The following is a 21,958-nucleotide window of genomic DNA, read 5'->3' on the forward strand; positions in this document are numbered from 1 at the left end:
GGCTCCGCACGATAGAGGGTGGCACTGACAACGCAGGCGCGGACGGGCGTCACCCCGGCCCCGGCAGATAGGGCGCCGAGGAGGGAAGCCCCAGATCGGACGGGAGCAGGGAGCCCACCCAGCCGTCCCGCAGTACGCCCTTGTTGTTGAGCGAGGAGCGCAGGACCCCCTCGACGGTGAAGCCCGCGCGTTCCGCCACCGCGCGGGAGGCCGTGTTGCCCACCTCCGCGCGCCATTCCACGCGGTCGACCGACAGCCGGGTGAAGGCCCAGCGGGAGGCGGCGAGGGCGGCCTCGGTGATGTAGCCGTTGCCTCGGTGCTCCTTCGCCGCCCAGAAGCCGATCTCGCCCGTCCCCAGGGACCGCATGGTGATGCTGAGCATGCCCGCGAGCTCCCCGGCGGGCAGGAAGACACCGAAGGTGAACATCGAACCGTTCGCCCAGCCGTCGGGCGCGATCTGCTCCGTGAAGCCCCGCGCGTGCTCGGGGAGGTAGGGGGACGGGACCGTGGTCCAGCGCTGGATGTCCGGATCCTGGCAGATCGCGTACACGGTGTCGGTGTCCTGCGGGCCGACCGCGCGCAGCAGGAGGCGGTCGGTGGTGAGCGTGACGGGTTCCATCGGCCGATTCTGCTCACGTGGCGGTGAACGGCGCCATCCCTTTCGCAATGCGTGAGGCGACGATCACCCTTCGCGCAAATCGCCGGGATGACGCGGCACCATCCGAGCGTCCCGGACGTTGTCCTTTTGAAGCAGCTGTGAAACGGATAGGAAGCAGCGGACGGTCACCGCCACGGCAGGCCTCCCGGCGCGGCGGGGTCCTCGCATACGATGGCCGTTGCTCAGTCAGTGAAATGGAAACCGACCGTCCCAGGCCCGACCGGCAAGGAGACCAACCCCCGTGTCCGTCCTCTCGAAGATCATGCGTGCAGGCGAAGGCAAAATCCTGCGCAAGCTGCACCGCATCGCGGACCAGGTCAACTCCATCGAAGAGGACTTCGAAGGCCTCTCCGACGCCGAGCTGCGGGCCCTCACCGATGAGTACAAGCAGCGGTACGCCGACGGTGAGAGCCTGGACGACCTGCTCCCCGAGGCCTTCGCCACCGTGCGCGAGGCCGCCAAGCGCGTCCTGGGCCAGCGGCACTACGACGTCCAGATCATGGGCGGTGCCGCCCTGCACATGGGCTATGTGGCCGAGATGAAGACCGGTGAGGGCAAGACCCTCGTCGGTACCCTGCCCGCGTATCTGAACGCCCTGTCCGGCGAGGGCGTCCACATCATCACGGTCAACGACTACCTCGCCGAGCGCGACTCCGAGATGATGGGCCGCGTCCACCGCTTCCTGGGCCTGAGCGTCGGCTGCATCCTCGCCAACATGACGCCGGCCCAGCGCCGCGAGCAGTACGCCAGCGACATCACCTACGGCACGAACAACGAGTTCGGCTTCGACTACCTGCGCGACAACATGGCGTGGTCCAAGGAAGAGCTCGTCCAGCGCGGCCACAACTTCGCCATCGTCGACGAGGTCGACTCCATCCTCATCGACGAGGCCCGTACGCCGCTGATCATCTCCGGCCCCGCCGACCAGGCCACCAAGTGGTACGGCGACTTCGCCAAGCTGGTCAAGCGCCTCAAGCGCGGCGAGGCCGGCCAGCCGCTCAAGGGCATCGAGGAGACCGGCGACTACGACGTCGACGAGAAGAAGCGCACGGTCGCCATCCACGAGTCCGGCGTCAGCAAGGTCGAGGACTGGCTGGGCATCGACAACCTGTACGAGTCGGTGAACACCCCGCTGGTGGGCTACCTGAACAACGCCATCAAGGCCAAGGAGCTCTTCAAGAAGGACAAGGACTACGTCATCATCGATGACGAAGTCATGATCGTCGACGAGCACACCGGCCGTATCCTCGCCGGCCGCCGCTACAACGAGGGCATGCACCAGGCCATCGAGGCGAAGGAAGCGGTGCCGATCAAGGACGAGAACCAGACCCTCGCCACGATCACGCTCCAGAACTTCTTCCGCCTGTACAAGCGCCACGACCACGACGGCAAGGAGATGCCCGGTCTCTCCGGCATGACCGGTACGGCGATGACCGAGGCCGCCGAGTTCCACCAGATCTACAAGCTCGGCGTGGTGCCCATCCCGACCAACCGGCCGATGATCCGCAAGGACCAGTCGGACCTGATCTACCGCACCGAGGTCGCCAAGTTCGAGGCGGTCGTCGACGACATCGAGGAGAAGCACCGCAAGGGTCAGCCGATCCTCGTCGGCACGACCTCGGTGGAGAAGTCCGAGTACCTGTCGCAGCAGCTCAGCAAGCGCGGCATCCAGCACGAGGTGCTGAACGCCAAGCACCACGAGCGCGAGGCGCAGATCGTCGCCCAGGCCGGCCGCAAGGGCAGCGTCACCGTGGCCACCAACATGGCCGGCCGTGGTACGGACATCAAGCTCGGCGGCAACCCCGAGGATCTCGCCGAGGCGGAGCTGCGCCAGCGCGGCCTCGACCCCGAGGAGCACATCGAGGAGTGGGCGCACGCCCTGCCCGAGGCGCTCGCGCGGGCCGAGGACGCGGTCAAGGCCGAGAAGGACGAGGTCGAGAAGGCCGGCGGGCTGTACGTCCTCGGCACCGAGCGGCACGAGTCGCGGCGCATCGACAACCAGCTGCGCGGTCGTTCCGGCCGTCAGGGCGACCCCGGCGAGTCCCGGTTCTACCTCTCGCTCGGCGACGACCTGATGCGGCTGTTCAAGGCCCAGATGGTCGAGCGCGTGATGTCCATGGCGAACGTGCCGGACGACGTGCCGATCGAGAACAAGATGGTCACCCGCGCGATCGCGTCCGCCCAGTCGCAGGTGGAGACGCAGAACTTCGAGACGCGTAAGAACGTCCTGAAGTACGACGAGGTCCTCAACCGGCAGCGCGAGGTCATCTACGGCGAGCGGCGCCGCGTTCTGGAGGGCGAGGACCTCCACGAGCAGGTCCAGCACTTCATGGACGACACCATCGACGCCTATGTCCAGGCCGAGACCGCCGAGGGCTTCCCCGAGGACTGGGACCTGGACCGGCTGTGGGGCGCTTTCAAGCAGCTGTACCCGGTGAGCGTCACCATCGAGGAGCTGGAGGACGCCGCCGGCGACCGGGCCGGGCTGACCGCCGAGTTCATCTCCGAGTCCATCAAGGACGACGTCCGGGCCCAGTACGAGGCCCGCGAGGCGCAGCTCGGCTCCGAGATCATGCGTGAGCTGGAGCGCCGGGTCGTGCTGTCGGTCCTGGACCGCAAGTGGCGCGAGCACCTCTACGAGATGGACTACCTCCAGGAGGGCATCGGCCTGCGCGCGATGGCGCAGAAGGACCCGCTGGTCGAGTACCAGCGGGAGGGCTTCGACATGTTCACCGCGATGATGGACGGCATCAAGGAGGAGTCCGTCGGCTATCTGTTCAACCTGGAGGTCCAGGTCGAGCAGCAGGTCGAGGAAGTTCCGGTCGAGGACGCCAAGCCGGTCGCCGACCTGGAGAAGCAGGACGCGGTACCCGCGCAGGCGGGGCCCCGCCCGGAGATCCGTGCCAAGGGGCTCGACGCCCCGCAGCGGCGGAACCTGCACTTCTCGGCGCCGACGGTGGACGGCGAGGGCGGCACCATCGAGGGTGACTTCGCCACCGACGAGGAGCCGGTGCGCTCCGAGGCGGACGGGCTGACGCGCGCGGAGCGGCGCAAGCAGGCGAAGGGCGGGCGTCGCCGCAAGAAGTGAGCGGTGCCGCTCTGTATGGAGCGGTAGTGAGTGCGGCCGAGGGCCGGGCACCCCAGGGTGTCCGGCCCTCGGCCGTCGCGCGTGCTCAGGGGGTGCTTGCGCGGTGCTGGGGGCGGGGGCCGCCCAGCTCCACCGCGGTGCAGCGCCAGCGCAGGTCCCGGCCCTGTTCCAGGCGGAAGGCCATGGCGCGGAGCCTGTCTCCGGCGCCGATCCGGGCGAATGCCTCGATGGCGCCCTCGCGGGGCTCGAACCAGCCGATGTCGCGCACGACGGGGCGGGGGCCGCGGGTGCGGAGCGGTCCTCGCTCGGCGAGCCGGATCAGGTCGTCGTAGGCGGGGCCGGCGGTGTGGCGGAGCATGGCGTGTACGGGGCGTTGGCCGCTGAGGACGGCGAGCAGTAGTTCCGCGAAGCGGTCTGTGGGGCGGGGTTGGGGGATGGCGGGGCGGCGGTGTGGGGGCGGGGCGGTGGTCTGGGCGGGGCCGGGGGCGGGTGTCTTCAGGGCGCTCCTGGCCGGCGGGGTCGGTGCTACGGGGCGTCGGCCCCGGGGCGCTCGGCCTGGTGGGCGGTTGTCGGTGGGGCGCCGGGCGGAGAGGGGTTTGGCGGCTGGGCGACGTCCCCCGGGCGGGGGCGGGGCAGTGGTCCGGGTGGTGGGGATGCGGGGTGGGGTGGTGCCGGTCGGGGCGGTTGCGGTGGGCTCCGGCTGGGGACGGGTGCTCGGGTGGGGGTGTTGGGATCTGGTCATGATCTTGTGCATGGGGCCCCGTTTCGGTGGCCCGGGGATACCGGGCAGTAACTTCGTGGTTGGGGATCTTGTACGGGGCGGGGGGTGGCGGCGGCAAGGAGGGGCGGGGGTGGGTTCCGGTCTGTGGGAAGTTCACCTATCAGGGTGGTCGGCGGGTGTTCTCGGGCGTGCTGGGGCGGGCGCGCCGGGTGAGTTTCGGGACGTGGGTGGACGTGGCCGGGGAGGTGGGCGGGAACCCGATGGGGGACACCCGCACGTATCCTGAAGGCCCTGCGGAGCCCCGATCACACGAAAGCGGCCGACCATGCGCGTCTACGTCCCCCTGACCCTCCCCGGGCTCGCCGAGGCGTACCGGAAGGGTGCGCTGGGCGAGGGGCCGTTCCTCGCGTACGCCGTGACGCCCGCCCTGCGCGAGTGGTACCTCTCCGACGACATCGAGGAGCTGGAGTACGCCGCGCTCAGCCGGGCCGCGCTGGCCTCCCTGCGGCTGCTGGCGGCCGACGCCGCCGCGCCGCGCCGTCGGGTCGTGGTCGCCGTCGACGTGTCCGACGACACCGCGGCGACCGACCCGGACCGCGGCCTCGACCCGGCCGCGCTCGGCGAGGTGCGGGTCGCCGGGGCCGTACGGCTGGCCAAGGCCGCCGCGGTGCACGTGGACGCGGCGGACGCGGAGGCGGACGTGGCGGCGGCCGCGGCCGCGCTGCCCGCCGCGGACGGCGGGGACGACGACGCGCAGTTCACGGTGGACGGCGCGGAGGACCACGAGCTGCTGTGGTACGCCACGCAGGAGATCCCCAACCTCGTCGGTTGACCCGCCGTTCTCGTCGATGTCAGTGCGGGAGGGTACGTTTTCCGGCATGGGCACGCACACGGAGGCGCACATCGTCTGGGACTGGAACGGCACGCTGTTCCACGATGTCGACGCGGTCATCGGAGCGACGAACGCGGCGTTCGCCGAGCTGGGCCTGGAGCCGATCACCCTGGAGCGGTACCGGGAGCTGTACTGCGTGCCGGTGCCGAAGTTCTACGAGCGGCTGATGGGGCGGCTGCCGAGCGAGGCCGAGTGGGAGCTGATGGACGCCACCTTCCACCGCTACTACACGGAGCACCGGGTGCGGTGCCGGCTCGCCGACGGCGTGGAGGACCTGCTGACGGGGTGGGCGTCGGCGGGCCGCAGCCAGTCGATCCTCAGCATGTACGGACATGAGGACCTGGTCCCCCTGGTGCGGGGCTTCGGGATCGAGGCGCACTTCATACGGGTCGACGGCCGGACCGGACCCTCCGGGGGCAGCAAGGCGGAGCACATGGTGCGCCACCTCGGCGCGCTGACCGGCGTCGACCCGGCACGCACGGTGGTGATCGGGGACGCCGCCGACGACGCGCTGGCCGCCCGGCACGTGGGAGCCCGCGCCGTGCTGTACACCGGCGGTTCCCACGGCCGGGCCAGCCTGGAAGCGGTGGGCGTCCCGGTGGTGGACACTCTGCGTGAGGCCGTGGCGGAGGCGGAGCGCCTGGCGGCTGCCTGACGCCTGCGGCGCGTGGGCGGGTGCGGGTTCGTCGTGGTTGATCGCGCGGTTCCCCGCGCCCCTGGGTGCGTGGTCCTGTCCGGCGCTGAAGGGGCGCCCGCCGGCCGCACTGTGCAGAACGTCAAAGTTCGGGGCCTGGTTTTGTACACATACGGCTCATGACGGAGGCCCTGTAAGGAGCGATAGCCTTGGTGGCGTGATCAGCGCGATAGCTCGCGGGGGCCTCGGTGTCCCTGCTGTGCGCCCGGCGAGCACGGAAGACATCCGTGACCGGGTGGCGGTCGCTGGTCTTCGCGGGCGGCACGGGGCCAGAAGGGCACCCGGGACGCGACGCACCACCCCGGGAACGGCGTCGCGCAGCGCGGCGTACCACCCGTCGGGCGCGTCGAATTCGGCCGAGAAGCCCCCGCTCACTTCACCTCGCGGCATAGCGTCGGCACCGACCGGACACCCCGCGTCATGCCACCGCACCACGAGGCCGGAGACCGTACTTCCTTCTACGTCACGCAACGGCGCGCGACAGGAGCCAGAGGACCATGCAGACCAAGCTGGACGAAGCCAAGGCCGAGCTGCTCGAGAGGGCGGCCCGGGTAGCTGAGAACAGCCCGGCCGGGGGGAAACTGCCGACTGGGACGACGGACAAGGGCATGCCCGACCGGGACACCGTGCTCGAGTTCCTCCAGCGCTACTACCTGCACACCGCCCCGGAGGACCTGACCGACCGCGACCCGGTCGACATCTTCGGAGCCGCCTACTCGCACTACCGGCTCGCCGAGAGCCGTCCCCAGGGCACGGCCAACGTCCGCGTCCACACCCCGACCGTCGAGGAGAACGGCTGGACGTGCAGCCACTCCGTCGTCGAGGTCGTCACCGACGACATGCCCTTCCTGGTCGACTCCGTCACCAATGAGCTGACCCGCCAGGGCCGCGGCATCCACGTCGTCATCCACCCGCAGTTCGTGGTCCGCCGGGACGTCACCGGCAAGCTGATCGAGGTGCTCACCACCCCGCCCAGCGGGGACCTCCCGCACGACGCCCGCGACCTTCCGCACGACGCGCACGTCGAGTCCTGGATCCATGTGGAGATCGACCGCGAGACCGACCGCGGCGACCTCAAGCAGATCACCTCCGACCTGCTGCGCGTGCTCTCCGACGTCCGCGAGGCCGTCGAGGACTGGGGCAAGATGCGCCAGGCCGCGACCGCGCTGGCCGAGGCGCTGCCCGACGAGCCCGTCCCCGCCGACCTGCCCGCGCCGCAGGTCGAGGAGGCCCGTGAGCTGCTGCGCTGGCTCGCCGACGACCACTTCACCTTCCTCGGCTACCGCGAGTACGAGCTGCGCGAGGACGACTCGCTGGCCGCCGTTCCCGGCACCGGCCTCGGCATCCTGCGCTCCGACCCGCACCACGCCACCGACGAGAGCCACCCGGTCAGCCCGTCCTTCGAACGGCTGCCCGCCGACGCCCGCGCCAAGGCGCGCGAGCACAAGCTGCTGGTGCTGACCAAGGCGAACAGCCGGGCCACCGTGCACCGGCCGTCGTACCTGGACTACATCGGCGTCAAGAAGTTCGACGCGGACGGCAACGTCGTCGGTGAGCGGCGCTTCCTCGGACTGTTCTCGTCCGCCGCCTACACCGAGTCCGTGCGCCGGGTGCCGGTGATCCGCCGCAAGGTCGAGGAGGTCCTGGAGCGCGCCGGCTTCTCGCCGCACAGCCACGACGGGCGCGACCTGCTCCAGATCCTGGAGACCTACCCGCGCGACGAGCTGTTCCAGACCCCGCCCGCCGAGCTCCAGTCCATCGTCACGTCGGTGCTGTACCTCCAGGAGCGCCGCCGGCTGCGGCTCTACCTGCGCCAGGACGAGTACGGACGCTACTACTCCGCCCTCGTCTACCTGCCGCGCGACCGCTACACCACCGGTGTCCGGCTGCGGATCATCGACATCCTCAAGGAGGAGCTCGGCGGCATCAGCGTCGACTTCACCGCCTGGAACACCGAGTCCGTCCTCTCCCGACTGCACTTCGTGGTCCGGGTCCCGCAGGGCACCGAGCTGCCGGAGCTGTCCGACGCCGACAAGGAGCGCATCGAGGCCCGGCTCGTCGAGGCCGCCCGTTCCTGGGCCGACGGCTTCGCCGAGGCGCTGAACGCCGAGTTCGGCGAGGAGCGCGCCGCCGAGCTGCTGCGCCGCTACTCGGGCGCCTTCGCCGAGGGCTACAAGGCCGACCACACCCCGCGCAGCGCGGTCGCCGACCTGGTCCGCGTCGAGGAGCTCGACGAGCAGCGGGACTTCGCGCTCAGCCTGTACGAACCGGTGGGCGCGGCCGCCGACGAGCGCCGCTTCAAGATCTACCGCAAGGGGGAGGCCGTCTCCCTGTCCGCGGTGCTGCCCGTGCTCCAGCGGCTCGGTGTCGAGGTCGTCGACGAGCGGCCGTACGAGCTGCGGTGCGCCGACCGCAGCGTGGCCTGGATCTACGACTTCGGTCTGCGGATGCCCAGCGCGGGCGCCGACTACCTCGGGGACGACGCCCGTGAGCGGTTCCAGGACGCCTTCGAGGCGACCTGGACCGGCAAGGCGGAGAACGACGGGTTCAACGCCCTGGTGCTGCGCGCCGGGCTGAACTGGCGGCAGGCCGTGGTGCTGCGGGCGTACGCCAAGTACCTGCGCCAGGCGGGCTCCACCTTCAGCCAGGACTACATGGAGGACACCCTCCGGAACAATGTCCACACCACCCGGCTGCTCGTCTCCCTGTTCGAGGCGCGGATGTCGCCGGACCGGCAGCGTGCCGGGTACGAGCTGGTGGACGCGCTGCTGGAGGAGGTCGACGCCGCCCTCGACCAGGTCGCCTCGCTGGACGAGGACCGCATCCTGCGCTCGTTCCTCACCGTCATCAAGGCGACGCTGCGCACCAACTTCTTCCAGGAGGCGAGCGGCGGCGTGCCGCACGACTACGTCTCCATGAAGTTCGACCCGACGGCCATCCCGGACCTCCCGGCGCCGCGCCCGGCGTTCGAGATCTGGGTGTACTCGCCGCGCGTCGAGGGCGTGCACCTGCGCTTCGGCAAGGTCGCGCGCGGTGGTCTGCGCTGGTCGGACCGCAAGGAGGACTTCCGGACCGAGATCCTCGGCCTGGTCAAGGCGCAGATGGTGAAGAACACCGTCATCGTGCCGGTGGGCGCCAAGGGCGGCTTCGTCGCCAAGCACCTGCCCGACCCGGCCGTGGACCGTGACGCCTGGCTGGCCGAGGGCATCGCCAGCTACCGGACGTTCATCTCGGCGCTGCTGGACATCACCGACAACATGGTGGCCGGCGAGGTCGTGCCCCCGGCGGACGTCGTCCGGCACGACGAGGACGACACCTACCTGGTCGTCGCGGCCGACAAGGGCACCGCGACCTTCTCGGACATCGCCAACGAGGTCGCCGAGTCGTACAACTTCTGGCTCGGTGACGCCTTCGCCTCCGGCGGCAGCGCGGGCTACGACCACAAGGGCATGGGCATCACCGCCCGCGGCGCCTGGGAGTCCGTGAAGCGGCACTTCCGGGAGCTGGGCGTGGACACCCAGACCCAGGACTTCACGGTCGTCGGCATCGGCGACATGTCCGGTGACGTGTTCGGCAACGGCATGCTGCTCAGCGAGCACATCCGCCTGGTCGCCGCCTTCGACCACCGGCACATCTTCATCGACCCCAACCCCGACGCGGCCGTCTCCTACGCCGAGCGCCGCCGTCTGTTCGAGCTGCCGCGCAGCTCCTGGGCCGACTACAACACCGAGCTGCTGTCGGCCGGCGGCGGGATCTTCCCGCGCAGCGCCAAGTCCATCCCGGTCAACTCGCAGATCCGCGAGGCCCTCGGCATCGAGCCCGGCGTCACCAAGGTGACCCCTGCCGACCTGATGAAGGCCATCCTCCGGGCCCCGGTGGACCTGCTGTGGAACGGCGGCATCGGTACGTACGTCAAGGCGTCCACCGAGTCGAACGCCGACGTCGGCGACAAGGCCAACGACGCCATCCGCGTCGACGGCAAGGACCTGCGGGTCGAGGTCGTCGGCGAGGGCGGCAACCTGGGCTGCACCCAGCTCGGCCGGATCGAGTTCGCGCTGCGGGGCGGCCGGATCAACACCGACGCGATCGACAACAGCGCCGGCGTGGACACCTCCGACCACGAGGTGAACATCAAGATCCTGCTGAACGGCCTGGTCAAGGACGGCGACATGACCGTCAAGCAGCGCAACAAGCTGCTCGCCGAGATGACCGACGAGGTCGGCCGGCTGGTGCTGCGCAACAACTACGCGCAGAACACCGCGATCGCCAACGCGCTGGCCCAGTCCAAGGACATGATGCACGCGCAGCAGCGCTTCCTGAAGCATCTGGTGCGCGAGGGCCATCTGGACCGGGCCCTGGAGTTCCTGCCCACCGACCGCCAGATCCGCGAGCGGCTCGCCTCCGGGCAGGGCCTGACCGGGCCGGAGACGGCCGTGCTGCTGGCGTACACGAAGATCACGGTCGCCGAGGAGCTGCTGGCGACCTCGCTGCCCGACGACCCGTATCTGAAGGTGCTGCTGCACGCGTACTTCCCGACGGCGCTGCGCGAGCAGTTCCTCGACCGGATCGACACCCACCCGCTGCGCCGTGAGATCACCACGACGGTGCTGGTCAACGACACGGTCAACACGGGCGGTACGACGTATCTGCACCGGCTGCGCGAGGAGACCGGCGCGTCGCTGGAGGAGATCGTCCGGGCGCAGACCGCGGCCCGCGCGATCTTCCGCTCCTCCGTGGTGTGGGACGGGGTCGAGGCGCTCGACAACACGGTGGACGCGGACGTCCAGACCCGCATCCGGCTGCACTCGCGCCGGCTGGTGGAGCGCGGCACGCGCTGGCTGCTCAACAACCGGCCGCAGCCGCTGGAGCTCGAGGAGACGGTGTCGTTCTTCGCCGACGGCGTCGAGCAGGTCTGGTCGCAGCTGCCGAAGCTGCTGCGCGGCGCGGACCTCGACTGGTACCAGAAGATCTACGACGAGCTGAGCGGCGCCGGCGTCCCGGACGAGCTCGCCACGCGGGTCGCCGGGTTCTCCTCCGCCTTCCCGACCCTCGACATCGTGTCGGTGGCCGACCGGATGGGCAAGGACCCGATGGACGTCGCCGAGGTGTACTACGACCTCGGTGACCGGCTGCGCATCACCCAGCTGATGGACCGCATCATCGAGCTGCCGCGCGCCGACCGCTGGCAGTCCATGGCCCGCGCGGCGATCCGCGAGGACCTGTACGCGGCGCACGCGGCGGTGACCGCGGACGTGCTGGCGGAGGGCAACGGCTCGTCGACGCCGCCGCAGCGCTTCAAGCTGTGGGAGCAGAAGAACGCGGCGCTGCTGGGCCGGGCCCGTACCACGCTGGAGGAGATCCACGGCTCCGACGCCTTCGACCTCGCCAACCTGTCGGTGGCGATGCGGACGATGCGGACGCTGCTGCGGTCGCACTCGTAGGCGCAGGTGTGTGTGAGGGCGCCCCGGGTCCGACGGCCCGGGGCGCCCTCATGCGGTGTGGTGCCTTAGGTGGGCATCGGCCGGTATGCGGTGCGGGTTCGCCGTTCCGGGCAATGGCTTCTATGTGACTGTCCGATTCTCGTCGTCCGCCGCGCCGGGGAAGGCCGGTGCGCGCCGCGCCGGAACCCATCCGGCGGCCCTCGGCCGGACCATAGCCCTCGCCGCCGCCGGACTCGTCCTCGCCCTCATGGCGCTGGTGATCGTGCGGCTGCCCTGGGTCGGGGACCTGGGCATGCACGCGGCGACGGTGCAGCGGCTGCGGCACGGTCCGCTCGACCCCGGCAACCCGCTGGTCGACGCGGACACCCCGAGCCCGTACTACTCGCCGTGGACGCTGCTGCTCGGCGTCGTCGCCCGGGTGACGGGGCTGTCGGTGTTCGAAGTGCTGCGGCTGGCCGCCGTGGCCGGGCTGGCGCTGCTGGTCACGGGGGTGTGGCGGTATGTGCGGACGCTGAGCGCGCACCGGGCCGCGCCCGCGCTCGCCCTGCTGAGCCTGCTGCTGCTGTGGGGCACCGGCCCTTTCCTGTGGAGCGGCTTCACGGGGCTGAACTCGCTCGCGCTGACGGTGTCGTACCCGAGCACGTTCACGCTCGGGCTCGCCTTCCACTTCTGGGCCTGGCTGGCGGGGGCGCTGCGCCGGCCGGCCGGCTGGGGCGGGTGGCTCTCCCTCGGGGTGCTGTGGGCGGTGATCCTGCTCTGCCATCAGTTCTCGGGGGTCGTGGCCACGCTGGGCGCCGCAGCGACGGTGCTCGCGGCGCGGGGCGCCCGTCCCGGGCGTGGGGTGTGGGTGCGGCTGGGCGCCGGGCTGATGGTCGGGGCGGTGGTGCTGTGGGTCTGGCCGTACTACGACTTCTACGCGCTGTTCGGCGCCGGGACCGGGCTCGACGAGGTGCACCGGGTGCTGTACGGGCATCCGGTGGCGCGGTACGGGCTGGTGCTGCTCGGGGCGGCCGCGCTGGTGGCACGGGGACGGCGGGACCGGCGGGATCCGCTGGTGCTCTTCTTCGCGCTGGGGGTGCTGGTGGTGGGGGCGGGGTGGCTGAGCGGGCACTACTCGTGGGGGCGTGCCCTGCCTGCCGTGGTGATCCCGGCTCAGCTCGCGGCGGCGCTGGAGGTTTTCGGGGCGGGGCGGCGGTGGGTGCGGGGCGTTTGGGCGGGGGTGCTTGCCGGGGCGTTGGTGGTGGGTGGGTGGGCGCAGGTGGGGACGGTCGGGTACGTGGTTCCGCGGGGGGTGCTGCCGGGGGTGGTCGAGGAGAGGTACCGGGGGGTGTGGGCGGGGTTTCAGTGGATCACGCGGTGGGTGGGGTACGGGGATGTGGTCATGGCCGAGGGGCGGGCGGCGCGTCAGATTCCGGCGTATGGGGCGTACACGGTGGCTCCGGGGTATCCCGATTTCTTCCTGCCGGATGAGGGGCGGCGGGTGGTGGACACGGGGGTGTATTTCGGGGAGGGGACGGCGGGGGCCGTGCGGCGGGGGATTGAGCGGGAGTACGGGGTTCGATGGGTGGTGGGGCGTGGGGGTGCGCTGGGGGACGATCGGGGGCTGCGGGTGGTGGGCCGGGGGCCGGAGGGGTGGGTGCTGTATGCGGTGCGGTGAGGGTTTTTCGCCCCCGCCGCCCCTTCCCGTTCCCGTTCCCCGGGGGCGCTGCCCCCGGACCCCCGCTCCTCAAACGCCGGAGGGGCTGATGGTGCCGCCGGAGGGGCTGATGGTGCCGCCGGACGGGCTGGGATGCCGCCGGACGGGCTGAGAACGGGCTAGCGGAGTGCGCTGGCCAGTAGGCGGGCCGCTCGGCGGGTTCGGGGGCCGGTCAGGTGGTGGGCTGCGGGGCGGAGGACTCTTGCTGTCAGGCCCGTTGGCTGCCAGCGGAGTTGGAGGCGGCCCGGGCCGTGGCCCTCGGGCTCGATGGTGACCTGGTGCGGGGCCGCGCCGGAGTGGTAGGGGACGCGGGCGGTCAGGGAGGGGAAGGTGAGCGGGGCCAGCAGCAGGCCCCGGTTGCCCTGGCCCCGGCAGGTGAGCCGGACCATCGGATGACGCACCCCGGCGAAGCCGCTCAGCGGGAGGCGCGCGGTCGCCGGGTCGAGACGGACCCGGCCCTCGAAGACCCCGGGGCGGACCGGGAGGAGACGGAACGGGACGGAGAGGCGGCGGCGCCCGGGGGAGATGAGCAGGCTCGCGCGCTGCGGGCCGACCGGGAGGCGCAGGGCCGGGTCGTAGGTGCGGACGGCCAGGTCGACGGAGGCCCCCGGGCCCCGGGTGATCTCCGTGATCTCATGGCGGAACTGGGCGCCGGCGAACGGGCGGGTGTCCAGCTCCAGCTCGGTCAGGTCCAGCTCGCGGCGGGCGCCGGTGGACTCGGGGACCAGCCCGCCCCAGTAGACGCGCCCGTCCGGGCCCGTGGTCAGCTCCCTCGGGGCGACACCGTGCCCCAGCCCCCGGGCGGCCCACCGCACCTCCGACAGCCGCCGGTCGCGGATCAGCTGGAGCACCACCCGCTCGGCCCGGGGCAGCCTGGCGTACGCGCCCGGCGACAGGGTCTCCAGGTACGGGTTCACCAGGTCCGCGAAGGCGTCCAGCCATTCCTCCTCCCGGTAGGGCAGATCGCCCGCGTACATCCGGAAGTCGTGCTTCAGGAACTTGTGGTCCTTGTCCTCGCGCAGCGCCTCGTGCCCGCTCTCGGCCAGGAACGCGTCGATCAGCCGCTGGACGTGGATCCGGTCGCGGACGTTGGTGAGCAGATGACGCTGGTTGGAGATGGACGCCGCGTCGGAGCCCGCGTACGGGGCGACGTACCAGAGGTACACCGGCTCCGGGATGATCGTGAACCGCTTCGCCAGACAGTACGCCTGGGCCGAGAACAGCTGGTCCTCGTAGTGGATGCCCTCGGGGAAGCGCAGGTCGTGCCGGTCGAGGAAGGCGCGGGCGTACATCTTGCTGGTGGACAGGTGCTCGAAGAACAGCCGCGGGTCGGTCTCGATGCCGTCCAGGGTGCGGCGCTCGCGCACGAGGTGCGGCATCCAGGTGGAGCGGCGTCCGGTGTCCACCCGGACGCGCCGCACGGCGCCCATCGCGAAGTCGATGTCGCGTTCGCGGTGCGCGGCGAGCAGCGACGCGACCGACTCCTGAGGGAGTTCGTCGTCGCTGTCGAGGAACATCAGGTACGGCGCCCGCGCGATCTCCAGCGCCCGGTTGCGCGGCGCGCTGCACCCGCCGCTGTTCTCCGGCAGCCGCAGATAGCGGATACGGCCGTCGGTGGCGGCCAGCGCCCGCGCCACCCGGGGCGTGTCGTCCGTCGAGTGGTCGTCGCTGATGACGATCTCGACGTTCCGGTGGGTCTGGCGGCGGACGGACTCCACCGCGCGGGGCAGCCGTTCGGCGTCGTTGTGGACGATCACCGTCACGGTGACGTCGGGGAGCCGCGGGGTGCTCACGACGCCTCCTCGGGGGTCGGCGCGGGGGTGCGCTCCTCTAGCGGCAGCACCGGCGGCAGCGAGGCCTCGTCCTGGCCGAGGAAGACCCTGCGTACGACGCGTTCGGCGGCGCGGCCGTCGTCGTACTCGCAGAACCGGCGCCGGAAGGCGGCCCGCGCCTTCGCCGCGTTCTCGTCGCGCCAGGCGTCGGTGGTGAGGATCTCGGTCAGCTCCTCCTGGGTGCGGGCCACCGGGCCGGGCGCCTCGGCCATCAGGTCGAAGTAGACGCCGCGCGTCGTGCGGTACGTCTCCCAGTCGTCGGCGTGGACGACGATCGGGCGGTCCAGGTTGGCGTAGTCGAACATGATCGAGGAGTAGTCCGTGACCAGGGCGTCGGCGGCCAGGCACAGCTCCTCGACCGGGTCGTAGGACGAGACGTCCACGACCCGCCCGGAGCGGCGCAGGCCGGTGAGCGGGGAGGCGGCACCGTCGTAGAAGTAGTGGCCGCGCACCAGCAGGACGGTGTCCTCGCCGAGCCGGTCCGCGAGGACGGCGAGGTCCAGGCGCGGGGTCCAGCCGGCCTCGTAGTCGCGGTGCGTGGGCGCGTAGAGGACGGCCCGGCGGCCGGGGGCGATGCCGAGGCGTGCGCGGATCGCGCGGATGTCGTCGGCCCCGGCCGTGTAGTAGACGTCGTTGCGCGGATAGCCGTGGTCGAGCGAGACGAACCGCGACGGGTACGCCCGTTCCCACATGCGGGTGGTGTGGCTGTTGCTGGAGATGCTGAAGTCCCATTTGTCGATGCGTTCCAGCAGTGCGTCGAAGTCCAGGCCCTGAGCGGCGGCCGGGAACGGCAGCTGGTCCAGGCCCATGCGTTTGAGCGGGGTGCCGTGGTGGGTCTGGACGTGGACCGCGTCGGGGCGTTTGACCACCGCGTTCGGGAAGTTCACGTTGTTGACGAGGTACTTCGCGGTGGCGAGCGTCTCCCAGTAGCGGCGGGTGCCGGGGACGACGTGGTCGGTGCCGGGCGGGAGCAGGGCGGCGTTCCGGTCGGTCACCACCCACACGGGGTGGATGTGCGGGGCGAGCTCGGCGAGCTTCGCGGCGATCGCGGCCGGATTGCAGGCCACCCCGCGGTACCAGTAGGCGGCGAACACCGCGAGGTGGGGGTCGACGGGGCGGTGCAGGGCCGCGCGGTACTGGAGGTCGCGGACCCGGGTGCCGAGCCGGCGCCGGCCGGTGCGCACCGTGGACCGCACGGCACGGCGGGTGCGGTTGGCGGCCTGGAAGGCGCGGTACTTGGTGTAGGCGCCCTCTTCGAGCAGGGAGCGGCGGATGCCCTCGAAGCCTGCGGGGCGCCGGTGGCCCTCGGGGCGGCGGCGCAGCGCGGCCACGGAGGCCCGGTGGAAGAACTCCCGGGCCACGTCGTCCGGCATGCCGCCGCGGGTGAACGCGCGCAGGCAGTCGCGGACCATGATCTCGTAGAGCACCGTGTACACGGCGGGGCGTTCGCGGGCGAGGTCGAGGAGGCGCTCGTAGCGGTCGACGAGCGCGTAGTGCCGCTCGGCGGTGACCGGGGGGAGGCCGGCGGGCCGCAGCCGGCGGTCCTCGTAGGCGATGTGCGGCAGGGCGGCGACGCGGTCGGCGAGCAGCAGGGCGGCGAGGGCGGCGCTCGGCTCGTCGTCGGTCGTGAGCTGCTCTTCGTGCGCCCGCCAGAAGCGGGTACGCAGCACCCGGGTGCCGAGCAGCGGGGTCAGCCGCAGCAGGTAGGCGCTGTCGTCGAGGGCGAGGTCGGTGCGGCCCGCGCGGGCGAGCAGGGGACCGTCCGCCGAGGGCAGCCCGGAGCTGCGCCAGGTGCTGCGGAGGTGGTCGAGGAGCAGGACGTCCACGGTGCCGGAGAGTTCGGCGACCCGTTCGGCGACCGTGCGGGTGCTGCCGGGCGGCAGGCCGTCCTTGGCGCGGACGAAGTGCAGCCAGCGGCCGGTGGCCCGCGCGGCCCCCGCCGCCCGGGCCGCCGCGTCGGACGTGCCGTCGGGCAGGGGCACCACCTGGACGTCCGGAGCGTGCCGCTCCGCCGTGTCGCGGGCCCAGTCGCCGACCGCGGCGACGACGACCTCGGTGTCCGGGAGGGGATGCGCGGCGAGGGAGTCGAGCAGGCCGGTCAGGTGGTCCTGGATGTCCGGCCCGTGGACGACGACGCTGAGTTCGGGCATCGCGGGGCTCCTTCGGCTGCTCGACGTCCCTCCGGGCTTCCCTCTTCGGTCATATTGGCATCAATACGATGAAAAGGCCCCGAGGGCACGCGGGCGGGCGCCTCAGGAGGGCACGGGTGCCGCCTTCGGGCGCGGCTTGCGGGCCTTGTCCGTGCCTCCGGTGAACGCCTCGTACTCCTTGAGGACCTCGTCCGTCGGCCCGTCCATCAGCAGCTCGCCCCGCTCCAGCCAGAGCACGCGGTCGCAGGTGTCGCGGATCGACTTGTTGTTGTGGCTGACCAGGAAGACCGTCCCCGCCCGCTCCCGCAGCTCCCGGATGCGGGCCTCGGAACGCTTCTGGAAGGAGCGGTCGCCGGTGGCCAGCGCCTCGTCGACGAGGAGGACGTCGTGGTCCTTGGCGGCGGCGATGGAGAAGCGCAGCCGGGCCGCCATGCCGGAGGAGTACGTCCGCATCGGCAGCGTGATGAAGTCGCCCTTCTCGTTGATCCCGGAGAACTCGACGATCTCCTCGTACCGGGACCTGACCTCCTCGCGGGACATGCCCATGGCGAGCCCGCCGAGGTGGACGTTGCGCTCGCCGGTCAGGTCGCGCATCAGCGCCGCGTTGACGCCGAGCAGGGAGGGCTGGCCGTCGGTGTAGATCCGGCCGTTCTCCACCGGGAGCAGTCCGGCGACGGCCTTGAGCAGGGTCGACTTGCCCGAGCCGTTGGTGCCGATGAGCCCGATCGCCTCGCCCCGGTACGCCACGAAGGACACGCCCCGTACGGCGTGCACCTCGCGCACGCCCGATGCCTTCTCGGTCTGCCTGCGGCGCAGCATCCGGTTGAGGGCGGCGGTGGCGGAGCCGCGTCCGGCGCCGGTGCCGTTGACCCGGTAGACGATGTCGACGCGGTCGGCGACGACCGTGGGAATTCGCTCGTTGGTGGTGTCAGCCACGGCCGTACCGCTCCTCCGCCTTCCAGAAGTACACGAAGCCGACCGCACCGGCCAGCAGCGCCCAGCCGAGCGCGAACGCCCACACGTGCGGGGGCAGGTACGAGGACCCGTACTCGTCGATCATCGCGAAGCGGACCAGGTCCATGTAGACCGCCGCCGGGTTCCACTGGAGGACGTCCGCGAGCCAGCCGGGGACGTCCTTGTCGTGCAGCATCGCCGGGATGCTGAACATCACGCCCGACGCGTACATCCACGTCCGCAGCACGAACGGCATCAGCTGCGCCAGGTCCGGCGTCTTGCTGCCCATCCGGGCGAAGATCAGCGCCAGCCCGGTGTTGAACACGAACTGGAGCAGCAGCGCGGGGATCACCAGCAGCCAGGACAGGGCGGGCAGACTGCCGAAGGCGACCATGACGAGGACCAGCACGATCATCGAGGCCAGCAGCTGCTGGAGCTGCTGGAGCGCGAAGGAGACCGGCAGCGAGGCCCGCGGGAAGTGCAGCGCCCGCACCAGGCCCAGGTTGCCTGAGATGGCCCGCACACCGGCGAGGACCGAGCTCTGGGTGAAGGTGAACACGAAGACGCCCGTCACCAGGAACGGCACGTACACGTCCTTCGGGATGCCCCGGTTGGCGCCCAGCAGCAGGCCGAAGATGAAGAAGTACACGGCCGCGTTCAGCAGCGGGGTCGCCACCTGCCACAGCTGCCCGAGCTTGGCCTGGCTGTACTGCGCGGTCAGCTTCGCCCGGGAGAAGGCGAGGATGAAATGCCGCCGGTCCCACAGCTGACGGACGTACTCCCTGAGGGACGGGCGGGCGCCGCTGACCGTGAGCCCGTGCCGGGCGGCGAGGGCCGCGAGATCGCCCTCGGCCGGTGTCGGGCCGGCCGGGGCGGTGGGTGGTGTGTGGAGGACCTGACTCACCATCCGCTGCTTTCGCTAGGGGGGAGGGGGGTGGGCAACGGTTCCTACGTCTCCTGCGTCGGAACGGCACCGTATCGTCGCAACGCGAGCGTAATCCGAGCGCACGTCGGAACGCAACCGTTCCGTCGTCGCCCTATGCTGGTCCGCATGACGACGAACTCCGACGAGCCCCAGCCGCGTCCGCGCCGCAGGGCCCCCGCCGGGGCCGCCGTACTGCGGGCGGACGTGACGGAGGCCATCCGGGCGGCCGTCTTCGAGGAACTGGCGGCGGTCGGCTACGCGCGGATGTCGATCGAGGGGACCGCGCGCCGCGCGGGCGTCGGCAAGACCGCGGTGTACCGGCGCTGGCGCTCCAAGCTGCACCTGGTCCTCGACCTGGTGTCCGCGATCGCCGTCCAGGGCCTGCCCGCGCCGGACACCGGCTCCCTGGAGGGCGACCTGCGTCTGCTGTACGAGGTCACCTCCCGCGCCCTGCGCCACCCCGTCGCCTCGCAGATCCTCCCCGACCTCCAGGCCGAGGCCGCGCGCAACCCGGACATCGCGGAGGCGTTGCAGAAGGCGCTGCGCGAGGGCCAGGACGGAGTCGCGAAGGGCATCGTCGCGGCGGCGGAGCAACGCGGCGACCTGCGCCCCGGCACCGACCACGCCCTGGCCCTCGACCTGATCTCGGGGCCGCTGTACTGGCGCTCGGTGGTCATCCGCAGCCCGAAGCTCCCGAAGGGCTACCTGGACGCGCTGACCCGCGCCACGACGGCGGCACTGAAGGCGCTGTGACGGCGGGTGTCAGTGCCGGCTGCCAGGATGCGGCCCATGACACCGCTGCTCCTCACCGACATCGAACAGGCCGTCCGCGCCAGTTGGGGCGCGGACACGTGCACGCCCGAGTACCGGCCGTACTGGACGCCGGACAACCCCGCCCGGGACCAGTGCGGCGTCACCGCCCTGGTGCTCAACGACCTGCTGGGCGGGGAACTGCTCCGCGGTGAGGTCCTGGTGGACGGCACGCGCACGGACTACCACTGGTGGAACCGCCTGGGCCCGGGCGTGGAGATAGACCTCACCCGCGAGCAGTTCGGCCCCGGGGAGATCGTCACGGAGGGCGTCGTCGTCCCCCGCCCGCCGAGACTCGCCCGCCTGCGCGAGGAGTACGAGCTGCTCGGCGCCAGGGTCTCGGAGAGACTCGGCAGGGATCCGGTGGACCGGCGATGAGTTTCTCCGGTCCCGGGAGTCTCATTGCCGTTGTCCGACATCACGGGAGGAACGCGTGACTCAGCTGTTGAGGGTGCAGAACTTCAACGTCTCCAGCGACGGCGTCGCCGCCGGGGAGGACCAGAGCCTCGAGCGGCCGTTCGGTCACGTCGATCCGGGAAGGCTGTTCGCCTGGTGCGGTGCCACGGCGAGCTGGCCCATGCGCACGGAGCCCGGCGGGAGCCGGGGCCTCGACGACTACCTCACCCGGGACTACGACCGCAACATCGGTGCCGAGATCATGGGCCGCAACAAGTTCGGGCCCCAGCGCGGGCCCTGGCAGGATCACGAATGGCGCGGCTGGTGGGGGGACGAGCCGCCGTTCCGCACGCCGGTGTTCGTCATGACCCACCACGAGCGTCCTTCGTTCACGCTCTCCGACACCACGTTCCACTTCGTCTCGGGCGACCCGGCCGCCGTCCTCGAGCAGGCGCGGGAGGCCGCGCAGGGCAAGGACGTCCGGCTCGGCGGCGGGGTGACCACCATCCGGGAGTTCCTCGACGCCGACCTCGTCGACACCATGCATGTGGCGGTCTCGCCGGTGAAGCTCGGGTCCGGACTGCGCCTGTGGGAGTCCCCCGAGGAACTGCTCGACCGGTTCCACCTGGACGTCGTGCCCAGCCCGAGCGGCGTGACCCACCATCTGTTCTGGAGGAAGTGACCGGCTCTCAGGGCCGCCCGGCCGGCGGGTGGAGCCGGAGCCAGCCCGCCCAGGCCGAGGTGATCATGTCGTCGATGCCGTGGCGGGCCTTCCAGCCCAGTTCCGCGGCCGCGCGGTCGGCGGACGCCACGACCCTGGGCGGGTCGCCGGGGCGGCGGGGGGCGACCACCGGCGGGCGGTCGTGGCCGGTGAGGGCGTTGACGCGGTCGATCATCTCCCGGACGGAGACGCCCTCGCCGCGGCCGATGTTCAGCGTGAGGTCCCGGCCGGGCGCGGAGCGCAGCGCGCGGGCCGCCGCCACATGGGCCTCGGCCAGGTCGACGACGTGGATGTAGTCGCGGACACAGGTGCCGTCCGGGGTCGGGTAGTCGTCGCCGAACACGCGCGGGGGCAGGTCCTCCGTGAGCTTCTCGAAGATCATGGGGATCAGGTTGAAGACGCCGGTGTCGGTGAGGTCCGGGCGCGCCGCGCCGGCAACGTTGAAGTAGCGCAGACAGGCCGTGGAGAGTCCGGCCGCTCGGCCCGCCGCGCGGACCAGCCACTCGCCGGCCAGCTTGGTCTCGCCGTACGGCGACATGGGCACGCAGGGGGTCTCCTCCGTCACGAGGTCGACGTCCGGCATGCCGTACACCGCCGCCGAGGAGGAGAACACGAACGACCGCACCCCGGCCGCCGTGACCGCGTCCAGCAGGACCCGCAGGCCCTCGACGTTCTCCCGGTAGTAGTGCAGCGGGAGCGACAGGGACTCGGCCACCTGCTTCTTCGCCGCGAGGTGGACCACGCCGGTGACCCCGTGGTCCGTGAGGGCACGCGCCACCCGCTCCTCGTCCAGGGTCGAGCCGACCACCAGGGGCACCCCGTCCGGCACCCGGTCGGCGAGGCCGGTGGACAGGTCGTCGTACACCACCGCCCCTTCGCCCGCCTCGGTCATCGCCCGTACGACGTGCGCCCCGATGTAGCCGGCGCCGCCGGTGATCAACCAGGTCATGGATGGCCGTCCCCTCGTCGTTGGCCCGTGC

At 71.5% G+C, this 21,958-nt stretch carries 15 protein-coding genes; 8 read left to right on the forward strand and 7 right to left on the reverse strand.

Annotation, left to right across the window (positions count from 1 at the left end; genetic code table 11):
* Nucleotides 1–49: 49 nt before the first annotated feature.
* Nucleotides 50–619 (reverse strand): GNAT family N-acetyltransferase, encoded by a 570-nt coding sequence (locus tag ACZ470_RS00075; protein ID WP_468422889.1) that lies wholly within the window; start codon nucleotides 617–619, stop codon nucleotides 50–52.
* Nucleotides 620–899: 280 nt separating this feature from the next.
* On the opposite strand from ACZ470_RS00075, the gene secA reads away from it, so the two are divergent.
* Complete coding sequence (secA, locus tag ACZ470_RS00080; protein WP_468422891.1) at nucleotides 900–3,746, forward strand: preprotein translocase subunit SecA; 2,847 nt, start codon at nucleotides 900–902, stop codon at nucleotides 3,744–3,746.
* An 85-nt stretch (nucleotides 3,747–3,831) separates the two neighbouring features.
* Here the strand turns inward: secA and ACZ470_RS00085 are convergent, their stop codons facing one another.
* Nucleotides 3,832–4,500, reverse strand: coding sequence for an Rv3235 family protein (locus ACZ470_RS00085; RefSeq protein WP_468422893.1), 669 nt, complete (start codon nucleotides 4,498–4,500; stop codon nucleotides 3,832–3,834).
* A 292-nt stretch (nucleotides 4,501–4,792) separates the two neighbouring features.
* Between ACZ470_RS00085 and ACZ470_RS00090 the strand changes: the two genes are divergently transcribed.
* From ACZ470_RS00090 to ACZ470_RS00105, 4 genes are all read left to right on the forward strand, one after another.
* Nucleotides 4,793–5,299: a DUF6912 family protein gene (locus tag ACZ470_RS00090; protein ID WP_468422895.1), complete on the forward strand. Its 507-nt coding sequence runs from the start codon at nucleotides 4,793–4,795 to the stop codon at nucleotides 5,297–5,299.
* Between the two features lie 46 nt (nucleotides 5,300–5,345).
* Entirely contained in the window at nucleotides 5,346–6,014 is a 669-nt protein-coding gene (locus ACZ470_RS00095; protein WP_468422897.1) for an HAD family hydrolase, read from the forward strand.
* 536 nt (nucleotides 6,015–6,550) lie between these two features.
* Nucleotides 6,551–11,494: an NAD-glutamate dehydrogenase gene (locus ACZ470_RS00100; protein ID WP_468422899.1), complete on the forward strand. Its 4,944-nt coding sequence runs from the start codon at nucleotides 6,551–6,553 to the stop codon at nucleotides 11,492–11,494.
* Between the two features lie 124 nt (nucleotides 11,495–11,618).
* A complete protein-coding gene (locus ACZ470_RS00105) occupies nucleotides 11,619–13,151 on the forward strand; it encodes a hypothetical protein (protein ID WP_468422901.1) in 1,533 nt (510 codons plus the stop codon).
* A 158-nt stretch (nucleotides 13,152–13,309) separates the two neighbouring features.
* On the opposite strand, the gene ACZ470_RS00110 is transcribed toward ACZ470_RS00105, so the two are convergent.
* The 4 genes from ACZ470_RS00110 to ACZ470_RS00125 all read right to left on the reverse strand — a co-directional run bounded on the left by ACZ470_RS00110 (nucleotide 13,310) and on the right by ACZ470_RS00125 (nucleotide 19,033).
* Nucleotides 13,310–14,983 (reverse strand): glycosyltransferase family 2 protein, encoded by a 1,674-nt coding sequence (locus ACZ470_RS00110; protein ID WP_468422903.1) that lies wholly within the window; start codon nucleotides 14,981–14,983, stop codon nucleotides 13,310–13,312.
* Nucleotides 14,980–17,172 (reverse strand): CDP-glycerol glycerophosphotransferase family protein, encoded by a 2,193-nt coding sequence (locus ACZ470_RS00115; protein WP_468422904.1) that lies wholly within the window; start codon nucleotides 17,170–17,172, stop codon nucleotides 14,980–14,982. The genes ACZ470_RS00110 and ACZ470_RS00115 overlap by 4 nt, the downstream gene beginning before the upstream one ends.
* Before the next feature lie 102 nt (nucleotides 17,173–17,274).
* Nucleotides 17,275–18,108: an ABC transporter ATP-binding protein gene (locus ACZ470_RS00120; protein ID WP_468422906.1), complete on the reverse strand. Its 834-nt coding sequence runs from the start codon at nucleotides 18,106–18,108 to the stop codon at nucleotides 17,275–17,277.
* Nucleotides 18,101–19,033 (reverse strand): ABC transporter permease, encoded by a 933-nt coding sequence (locus ACZ470_RS00125; protein WP_468422908.1) that lies wholly within the window; start codon nucleotides 19,031–19,033, stop codon nucleotides 18,101–18,103. Before ACZ470_RS00125 ends, ACZ470_RS00120 begins: the two co-directional genes overlap by 8 nt.
* Before the next feature lie 132 nt (nucleotides 19,034–19,165).
* On the opposite strand from ACZ470_RS00125, the gene ACZ470_RS00130 reads away from it, so the two are divergent.
* The 3 genes from ACZ470_RS00130 to ACZ470_RS00140 are packed head-to-tail and all read left to right on the forward strand — an operon-like array spanning nucleotide 19,166 to nucleotide 20,939.
* A complete protein-coding gene (locus tag ACZ470_RS00130) occupies nucleotides 19,166–19,804 on the forward strand; it encodes a TetR/AcrR family transcriptional regulator (protein WP_468422909.1) in 639 nt (212 codons plus the stop codon).
* Nucleotides 19,805–19,840: 36 nt separating this feature from the next.
* Nucleotides 19,841–20,239 carry a YunG family protein gene (locus ACZ470_RS00135; RefSeq protein WP_468422910.1) on the forward strand — a complete coding sequence of 133 codons (399 nt, stop codon included), beginning with the start codon at nucleotides 19,841–19,843 and terminating at the stop codon, nucleotides 20,237–20,239.
* 55 nt (nucleotides 20,240–20,294) lie between these two features.
* Complete coding sequence (locus ACZ470_RS00140; protein WP_468422911.1) at nucleotides 20,295–20,939, forward strand: dihydrofolate reductase family protein; 645 nt, start codon at nucleotides 20,295–20,297, stop codon at nucleotides 20,937–20,939.
* Between the two features lie 7 nt (nucleotides 20,940–20,946).
* Here the strand turns inward: ACZ470_RS00140 and galE are convergent, their stop codons facing one another.
* Complete coding sequence (gene galE, locus ACZ470_RS00145) at nucleotides 20,947–21,927, reverse strand: UDP-glucose 4-epimerase GalE (protein ID WP_468422912.1); 981 nt, start codon at nucleotides 21,925–21,927, stop codon at nucleotides 20,947–20,949.
* Nucleotides 21,928–21,958 lie beyond the last annotated feature (31 nt).

Source organism: Streptomyces sp. NPDC031111, from assembly GCF_055570675.1.